7 protein-coding genes are annotated in these 9,616 nt (G+C 53.2%); 1 reads left to right on the top strand and 6 read right to left on the bottom strand.

What is annotated here, in order from left to right:
• Positions 1-214: 214 nt before the first annotated feature.
• The 6 genes from CSQ89_RS17625 to sstT form a co-directional block, all read right to left on the bottom strand.
• Positions 215-1,486 carry an HAD family hydrolase gene (locus CSQ89_RS17625; protein ID WP_099407404.1) on the bottom strand — a complete coding sequence of 424 codons (1,272 nt, stop codon included), beginning with the start codon at positions 1,484-1,486 and terminating at the stop codon, positions 215-217.
• 359 nt (positions 1,487-1,845) lie between these two features.
• On the bottom strand, positions 1,846-2,502 hold the full coding sequence (locus CSQ89_RS17630) for an amino acid ABC transporter permease (protein WP_099407405.1): 657 nt from the start codon (positions 2,500-2,502) through the stop codon (positions 1,846-1,848).
• A 249-nt stretch (positions 2,503-2,751) separates the two neighbouring features.
• Complete coding sequence (locus CSQ89_RS17635) at positions 2,752-3,537, bottom strand: transporter substrate-binding domain-containing protein (protein WP_099407406.1); 786 nt, start codon at positions 3,535-3,537, stop codon at positions 2,752-2,754.
• A gap of 35 nt (positions 3,538-3,572) precedes the next feature.
• A complete protein-coding gene (locus tag CSQ89_RS17640; RefSeq protein WP_099407407.1) occupies positions 3,573-4,724 on the bottom strand; it encodes a trans-sulfuration enzyme family protein in 1,152 nt (383 codons plus the stop codon).
• A gap of 21 nt (positions 4,725-4,745) precedes the next feature.
• On the bottom strand, positions 4,746-6,113 hold the full coding sequence (locus CSQ89_RS17645; protein WP_099407408.1) for a pyridoxal-phosphate dependent enzyme: 1,368 nt from the start codon (positions 6,111-6,113) through the stop codon (positions 4,746-4,748).
• A gap of 431 nt (positions 6,114-6,544) precedes the next feature.
• Positions 6,545-7,768: a serine/threonine transporter SstT gene (sstT, locus tag CSQ89_RS17650; RefSeq protein WP_099407409.1), complete on the bottom strand. Its 1,224-nt coding sequence runs from the start codon at positions 7,766-7,768 to the stop codon at positions 6,545-6,547.
• Between the two features lie 645 nt (positions 7,769-8,413).
• Between sstT and CSQ89_RS17660 the strand changes: the two genes are divergently transcribed.
• A complete protein-coding gene (locus CSQ89_RS17660) occupies positions 8,414-9,481 on the top strand; it encodes an extracellular catalytic domain type 2 short-chain-length polyhydroxyalkanoate depolymerase (protein ID WP_099407410.1) in 1,068 nt (355 codons plus the stop codon).
• Positions 9,482-9,616 lie beyond the last annotated feature (135 nt).

Genomic DNA, 9,616 nt, shown 5'->3' on the forward strand with positions numbered 1-9,616 from the left:
CTCGGCAGCGCCTTCTATCCGGTTCTTGTCCATCGGCTCGCGGTTTACGATCCACGCTTCCTTCCCACGCTCGGTCGCCCTCACGCAGTTGCGCTTCACTTCGTTCGCTGTGATCAACTTACGGCGGAACTTCCACCCGCAGGAGTGCGCCCATGCTGGGCGCACATAAAAAAGAGGTGCTCTATGAGCACCTCTTTTTATTGATCAAAAGCCATCAAGCCAATAGATTGGTTTCTGTCTTGCCAAATTTCAGGGTTTTTTCCTCTGGCAGGAAAACACCGATGTGCTCGTTGCGCCCTTGCAAGATAAAGCGTGCGTGGGATTGCCCTATGGCTTCTGCCGCTTTCTTGCTATTGGCACCAATTTCGCCACCTTTCAGACGATTCACAATAATGCCTAATTTGGTATCGGCAAAGTCACGCATCATCCAAGCATCACCATCGCTATCGCCCATCACCATAAGGGGGCCATATCCCTTGGCGGCAACCAAAACATTCTTGATACCTTCCGTCTTGCCGGGACCCCAATTGAATTGCCAACCCTTGCGATAAACGTTGTCGTATTTCCCGGCTTTCATTTCCAACCGCAAGCCAATCACATTCTCGGGTGGCACGCCATAACCGTATTTTGGGTTCCCGGCAAATACGCGAACAACATCATCAATCGAAGCCGTGGAAACATAAACATCAATACCATTGGCACGTAACGTGGTCATCAGGTTACGCATTTCCTCGTGGATGCGAATTCCGGTGAAATGGGTTGTCGCAACAACGCCGGCTTTACCGGGTAATTGTTGCGGGCTGGTGAGCTTTACTTTGTGCAAAGCATCGCCCAAACCATAGTCGTTCGACGCCTCTGCCATTGCCTGTAATTCAGCCGGGGTGAAGTTCTTGTAGAAATAGATAATCCATTTGTAGCCAACCTCAATGGGGTAAACATCGCAGACAGCTTCATAGGTGAAGAACATTTTGGCGCGGAAGTCATTGAACTGATCACTTTGACGTATCTGTTCCAGGGTCATTGCACCGCCCCAACCCTGGTAGTTGGCGTACATCCAGCGATAGTCAGCTTCCAGATCAGCCGCAATATCCTCCATCAGCACCGGCTTGCCATCAACCGTGAGATACGTCTTGCCGAAGGCGCCATCAGGTATGTCCTGGCGCACGACTTCTGCAAACTCATCCGGTGTCAGCTTGTAATTCAGGTTGCGGATTTGATACATCATCAACACTTCTTCACAGTCGTTCATGATGCAGGTGTTATCCCAATCAAACACCGCGTAAGGCTTTTTCTTGGCGTTGTAGTGCGGACTGCCCTTACCTGCTTCCTTCAACACTTGGTTGATGGTGTTCAGATTGAAATCAGACCAACGCGCCAAATCAAGGGTTTGAGTCAATGTATTACGGGATTTCGCTGCTTCACTCGCCATGGGTACCCCCAATACAGTTGTAGCGCCTATTGCTTTTAGTAGAGTACGACGTTGCATTATTTCCCCTAAAAATTATTTGCCGAATGAGAAGGCTTCTCAGCATAGAGGAACAGGCTAACGCCCGTCCAAAGCCGGATTCCCCCAATTCCTATCGATGCAGGACATAGATAGCTGTCGAGTTAATCCATCGACTCAGTATCAGAACCTGTCTAAATTCTCGCGAGCTAGGGCAAGATAAGGCGAAAACAGCTGAGGAAGCGGAGTTTACAAGTGGTAAATGAGCATTCCGAGGGTGTTTTCAACGCCATATTGCCGACGCACAGCAGACTTTAGACAGGTTCTCAGGGGAAAATACGATATGGATATGCCCGCCACTCTGCTTGATAAGGCATAGGAAGTGGCCGAAAAGGGTGACTTCAAGCGGGCAGGGCAAGTTTGCGTTCAAGTACGCGCTGTAGGCGCTCGAGGCCCACACTCAATACCCAGTAGATCGCCGCTGCTGCCAAATATAGCGGCAGGGGCTGGAAGGTCGTGGAAATCAGTTCTTTGGTTGCCAACATCAATTCGGTCACCGCAATCACCGACACCAACGATGTGTCCTTGATCAAGCTGACCAAGGTGTTCCCCAGGCTGGGCACCGCCAAGCGCAATGCCTGGGGCGCAATTATGTAGTGCAACGCCTGGTTACGTTGCATACCCAGACTGGCTGCTGCCTCCCATTGACCCTGCGACACCCCAGCAATGGCACCGCGCAGGCTTTCCGCCAGATAAGCGCCTGCATTCAAGCTCAGCGCCAATACCCCTGCCGGCAGGGGTTCGAGTTGAAAACCAATACTGGGCAAGCCGTAATAGATGACAAAAACCTGCACCAGCAATGGCGTGCCACGAAAAGCGCTGACATAAACACCCAGGATATGCGCCAGCCAACTTGGCCCCAGTAAGCGAAGGCTTGCAACCAGCGCAGCCACAATCACTCCGCCTCCCATGGAGGCAAGAGCGAAGACCAATGTCCAACCTGTTCCGGTAAGCAGAATAGGTAAGGCATCGCGCAGGAGTGGGAGCAAATCGGGCATGAAGTCTTAAATACAAAACAGACTTAGAACCTGTTTACAATCTGTCACGAACAGCGGTCAGCAGGGTGAAGCGTAGCGCAGAAACCGGCATGTACTTTTGTACATGAGGATTTCGAACAGCACATGAGCCCTGATCACAGTTGCACAGTAAGATCGTAAACATGTTCTTAGGCGACCTGGGGTATAAACATCCCGGCAACCCAAGTCGTACGGCAATACGGAAAGCGGCATCGTCGCAGGTATGAAATCTCAAACACCCTGCAATGGCTTGCTCACGTCACGATCAAAATACTTCTTTGAGATACGGGCAAAGCTGCCATCAGCCTTGGCCTCAGCTAATGCTTTATCGAGCGCTGCGCCAAAGGCAGGATTACCTTTCAAGTAGGGAATAGCACTACCTTCCACACTACCTACTACTGCGCCACCCTTAAGCGGCAGTTTGGCTTGCTTGATCAGATACGGGATCAGCAAACTATCGTTCAATGCAGCATCCAATCGGCCCAATGCCAAATCCTGTAAGTATTCAGGTGCGCCTGGGTAGGTCTTTACCTCTACGCCATCCACAGCCTTGGCCAGATCTGCGTAGTTGCTGCCTTGCCCCACCCCCAGCTTTTTGCCTTTCAAGTCAGCCAGGCCCTTGTAGTTATGACTTACATCCTTACGCAGAATTAACTGTGCACTCGACAATGTATAAGGCTGGGTGAAATCGAATACTTCCTTGCGCTTGTCAGTTGCAGCCACCTGATTAACGATGATGTCGTACTTGCCCGTCTGCAAACCCGCCAGAATCCCACCCCACTCGATCGTCACGAACTCGGGTTTCAAGTTCAGCTTTTTGGCCAGCAACTTGGCAGTCTCAACATCAAATCCATCCAGCTCACCCTTGGTATTCTTGAAGCTGAATGGTGGATAGGTCCCTTCAAGGGCTATCTTCAGCGTACCGCGGGCCTTGACGGTGTCGAGCAAATCGGCCGCGGAAGCGGTTGTAAACAAGCCAATTGCCAGCAGGACCTTCAGAAAAATTCGCTTATGCATAGGGTTCTCTTTCGCAGATCAAATGAGGGGACTATTCAAACGGCTGCAAAACCTGCACGCAGGTCTGCAATCAGATCATCTATGTGCTCCACCCCCACCGACAGGCGCAGCAATTTGGGTGTAATGCCGCGGCGGATACGATCAGGCTCGGGTATGGACGCATGCGTCATTGCCCAGGGTAGATTCAGCAGGCTTTCCACGCCACCCAGGCTTTCTGCCAGCGTGAAAACCTTGAGCGCCGCAATAAAGCGTCGCACGCCGGCATCATCCGCCTTCAGCCACACGCTGACGACGCCTCCAAACCCACGTGGAAACTGGCGTTTGGCCAGTGCATGCTGCGGATGGCTGGGCAGCCCAGGATAAGCGACATACTCCACCCCACCCTGTGCTGCCAACCACTCAGCTACGCTTTGGGCATTGCTGCTGTGCCTTTGCATGCGCAAAGCCAATGTACGCAGGCCACGCATCGCCAGGAAACTGGAAAACGGGTCGAGCACTCCGCCCACTGCGTTTTGCAGATAGCCCAAACGCTCAGCCAACTCAGGCGTACGGACGATGGCAGCGCCGCCAATCACATCCGAATGACCATTCAGATATTTGGTGACAGAGTGGATTACGATATCCACGCCGTAATCGAGGGGGCGTAGCAAATAAGGGGTTGCAAAGGTCGCATCCACTACCACCAGCGCACTGACGGCGTGGGCGACTTTCACAACCGCCGCCAAATCCGCCACCTTGAGCAGCGGATTGGTCGGCAACTCCAGCCAGACCAAACGTGTAGCCGGCGTCACTGCTTCACGCAAGGCGTTCAGGTCGTCCGGTGCAACGTAGCGGGTTTTGAGCCCGGCAGTGCGCTTACGCACCCCTTCAAATAACCGCCATGCTCCACCGTACAGATCATCCAACGCCACAATCTCGCTGCCGGCATCCAGCAGTTCCAACACCGTGGACATCGCGGCAAGACCCGATGCAAAGGCAAAACCGGCGCTGCCACCTTCCAACTCGGCCAGCGCTTTTTCAAACGCTCCCCGCGTAGGGTTGCCGCTACGGGCATACTCATAACCGCTATGTTCACCGGGAGCACGCTGAGCATAGGTCGAACTGGTATAGATAGGCGGCATCACCGCGCCCGTCGCGTCTGGCACATAGCCGGCGTGAACACTAAGGGTATCGAATTGGTGTGACATGCTGGACATCCTTACAGGGCATCAACGCAAGCGCTGCCGCCAGTGGTTAATCAGGTCCGACTGGGTAATCAGGCCCAGGAATCGGCCGTGGTCGACAACGATGGCCACCAAGCCGTTGTTGAAGATACTCAGTAGCTTTTCGGTAGAGTCGCTCGGAGACAAGGTTTCCAGCGCGGTGATCATCGCTTTGTGTACAGGCAAGTGGAAATTCTCAGGTTTGTCATGCACCGCCCGTAGCAGATCCCACTCATCGATAATGCCCAGTACCTCGGCTGCCCCGCTCAGCACCGGCAGTTGTGATACATCGTGTCGCCGCATTCGGGCATACACGTCGGCCAGGGTTTCATCAGGTTTAGCTGTCACCGTGGCGCCCAAATCATGCCGGCGGGTAATCAAGTCAGTGAGGTTGCCCTTCTGCGGCAGCTGCATCAGCCCTTGGTCAATCAACCAGCCATCATTGAATTGCTTCGACAGATACTTGTTACCGCTATCGCAAATAAACGTGACTACCCGCTTGGGCGTCGTCTGGGCACGGCAGTAACGTAAAGCAGCTGCTACCAGTGCACCACTGGATGAACCCGCCAGCACGCCCTCTACTTCCAACAAGCTACGGGCGGTCTGGATGCTCTCACTGTCTGATACCCGCAGCGCTTGCCGTACCGCACTAAAGTCCGCCAGCGGTGGTACGAAATCCTCGCCGATGCCTTCCACCCGCCAACTACCCGCCGCGCCAAAGCTGCCGGTTTCAACATAGTCAGCCAAAATCGAACCCTCAGGATCGGCCAACACAAATTCCACTTGGGGTGCTGCACGCTTGAAGAAACGACTCAGGCCTGTAAGCGTACCGCTAGACCCCACACCCACCACAACCGCATCAACTTCATGCCCCATCTGCTGCCAAATCTCCGGCCCCGTACCATGTTCATGCGCATCGGGGTTGGCTGGGTTATTGAACTGGTCGATGTAATACGCACCCGGCGTTTCCTGCGCGATACGGTGCGCGTAGTCCTGGTAATAAAGCGGGTGGCCCTTGTTCACATCGGACCTGGTAATAATCACCTCGGCCCCCAACGCCTTCAGGTTGAAAATCTTCTCCAAGCTCATCTTGTCCGGCACAACCAACTTAAGCTTGTATCCCTTGCGCGCCGCCACCAGTGCCAACCCCAAGCCTGTATTGCCCGCAGTCGCCTCAACAATGGTGCCACCGGGCCGCAACCGGCCGTCACGCTCGGCCGCTTCAATCATGGTCAAAGCGATACGGTCTTTAATTGAACCGCCTGGATTCTGGTTTTCCAGTTTGACGAACAACTCGCACAGACCGGTATCAAGCTTGCTAAGCCTCAGTAGCGGTGTCTGGCCGATCAGGCCAAGCAGCGGATCAAACGACATGTTGTGCCTCGCCCAATTGCATAAAGCAGTAGCCGATTGTGTCGACTACTTTTGATGAGAAGGGGCATAGTAAGCCTATGCCCGTATAACCATTTAGTTGCATTAATTCATCTTTAAATTTCTATTTGTTATATAAATAATGCTTCCTCCCTGAAATAGTCGGTTGGGCTTATCGCCGCAAGGTAGGAAGACTAGCCGCACACACGGCTTGAAGCCAAGCACAGGCCAATAGCAAGCGCCAGACGTGGCATTTTGAACAACAGGGGCAGGCTCAATCCCCTTAGGTGGCCACACTTCATGAAAAACCGGCAAACCCCAAAATGGAAATTCACCGGCCCAGGCATGCAATCCAATCTGCTATTGGCTATTCACACCCATGAAAAAAGCCGCAGACTTTCGTCTACGGCTTTCCATAACCAACCTACTTGAGGTTACGCAGGTACGGCTTCCATTCGCTGACAAGCCGCTGCGGTAAACAGTACATCGGTAGATGAGTTCAACGCGGTCTCGGCCGAATCTTGAAGCACGCCAATAATGAAACCGACAGCCACTACCTGCATAGCCAAATCATTGGAGATACCAAACAGGCTACACGCCATCGGGATCAACAGCAGCGAACCACCCGCCACACCAGAGGCCCCACAAGCACAGATCGCCGATACCACACTCAATAGCAACGCTGTCGGCAGGTCGACCTTGATACCCAAGGTATGCACCGCCGCCAAGGTAAGCACAGAGATTGTGATGGCTGCCCCGGCCATGTTGATGGTGGCGCCAAGCGGTATGGACACGGAATACGCATCCTCTTGCAGGCCCAGTTTCTTACACAAAGCCATATTCACAGGAATATTGGCTGCCGAGCTACGGGTGAAGAATGCCGTAACGCCGCTCTCACGCAAGCAGGTAAGTACCAGCGGAAAGGGATTGCGTCGAATCTTCCAATAGACAATCGCGGGGTTCATCACCAACGCTACAAACAACATGCAGCCAATCAACACCAACAGAAGATGGGCATAGGTAAGCAAAGCGCCAAGCCCCGTCTCGGCAACGGTGGAAGCAACCAAACCAAAGATACCCAGCGGGGCAAAGCGGATAACCATGCTGACAATGAACGAAACACCAGCAGAAAGGTCATTGACTAAAGCTTTGGTCGTGTCCGCTGCATGGCGCAACGCCACCCCCAGCGCCACTGCCCAGGCAAGGATGCCGATAAAGTTTGCGTTGATCAGCGCCTTGACAGGGTTATCGACCACACTGAGCAACAAACCACGCATCACTTCGACAATGCCTGCCGGCGGCGTCAGAGCGGTGCTTTGCTGAACCAGAATGAGCGTAGATGGAAATAAAAAACTCGCGGCGACGGCAACCAGCGCTGCAGCAAAGGTGCCAAACAAATACAAAACCAGAATCGGACGCATATTGGATTTTTGGCTTGGCTTATGGTTTGCAATCGATGCCGCCACCAAGACAAATACCAAAACCGGCGCGACGGCTTTTAATGCGCCGACAAAAAAGACACCAAGCAGACCTGCTGATTTCGCCGCCGTAGGAAAACATAAAGCGAGCGCTATTCCAGCGATCAAACCAACCATTATCTGGCTAACCAAACTTAAGCGATTCAATAACTGGAGTAGCGGATGTTGCGCTTGGTTCATCGTATTCCCTTTTGCACGTGTTACTTAAGTACCGAGTGCTGCATGGCAAAAGGCGTAGCGCACAAACCCCGTCCGTAACTTCGTAACGGTGTTCATCCTGTCCAAGCTTTAGCATCCAACACAACGGGTTTGATATATCACTTCGTGGGGGCGCAGCATGCGCGTCTGCAAAAAAAACGGGTATTAGGGCGAACACCATAGTCATGCATGAAATGGCTCTGTGCCTGGCGTTAGTGGTCATATTGGTTGCACTAGCTACGGCAAGAGGCGAGTGGACGCATTGCCGAAAATGCAAACAATAGGATAAGGATTACATCGTATCGGCTAGCTGCTAACGGTCCAACCGGTCCAATCTTACCGCCCCTTTCCCCTACCAAGTAATTCATCAGGCTGTGTAACCCCGGCCCGCTTGGCGTTGCTGACCGACCGATCGTGGCGGGCACTATTTGCGCAGCCTTCAAACTTGAATGCCTGAGCATCAAGACGCAGAAGAACCCTTTCGCACTTTGCCGCAAGTTACTGATCAACGCCTCCCGCGCGGCTTATGATCAGCTACAGCTGCTTCTCGCAGCTACTGCGTAACATCAGTAAGTAAAACGAAGTACGTGTTGAAAATCTATTCACCCACCCCATAGGAGATGACCGATGCGCTTCTTTTCCGCTTTACGCAACAGACTGTGCTGGCTTCCACTCGTACTGTGGTTACCCTTTACCAGCACCCATGCTGCAAACGATGCCCCAGCGTTGCCCGCACTCGGCACCGACTCTGCGCAAAATACGGTATCCGGGCTATCGTCCGGGGCGTTTATGGCGACTCAGTTCAGTGTCGCCTACTCAGCAAGCGTCGCCGGTGCGGGTATTGTTGCCGGCGGCCCCTACTATTGTGCCGGGCTGGGCAGCTACAACGGGGCAAACCGCTTTCTGATGACAGCCATGACCCAATGCATGACCCCCTTGGGTCCAGCACCATCAGGTAACCAGGCTTTCAGGCAAGCTCAGCAGTTCGCCAACACGCAAGAGATCGACGAGACCAGCAATATTGCGCGACAGCGTGTCTATATATTTACCGGCGCAGCCGACAGCATCGTTAAACCCAAGGTAGTCGCTCAAACCCGCGCTTTTTATGTTGCTGCTGGTGTACCTGCTCAACAACTGAAGTATGTTGACAATATCAATGCTGGCCACGCCCTGATTACAGACAACGGCACCGACCTGAGCTGCGCTGCCAATAAAGCGCCGAATCTGAATGACTGCAATTTCTTCCAATCTCGGGACATATTGCGTCATCTCTATGGCGATCTGCAGCCACCTGTTACCCAACTGGGCGGGGAGTTGGTGGATTTCGATCAGTCTGAATTCACCGAATCAAACGGTAGCGGCCTCGCACCCGTAGGCCATGCCTACATTCCTGCTGCCTGCCGCCAGGAAAGCTGCCGGGTACATGTGGTGTTCCATGGTTGTACGCAAGAAGACGCTCGCATTGGCGACCGTTTCTATCGAACGACAGGCTATAACGAGTTGGCAGACAGCAATCGTATCGTCGTTCTCTACCCACAGATACGTACCAATCCAGTGCGTAACCCAAAAGGTTGCTGGGACTTCTGGGGCTATAGCAGCCAGGATCCGGTTCACCCTGACTTCTATATGAAAAAAGCACCACAAATGGCCGCAATCTGGGCGATGTTGCAACGTCTGAGCACCCCTCACCCTTGAGACTAAGGTAACTGATGTTACGCAGTAGCTGCGAGAAACAGCTGTAGCTGATTCATAAGCCGCGCGGGAGGCGTTGATCAATAACTTGCGGCAAAGCGCAAATGGTTTCTTCTTCGTCTTGATGCTCAGGCATTC

Origin of the sequence: Chitinimonas sp. BJB300 (assembly GCF_002735695.1) — a bacterium.
Taxonomy (GTDB): Bacteria; Pseudomonadota; Gammaproteobacteria; order Burkholderiales; family Chitinimonadaceae; genus Chitinimonas.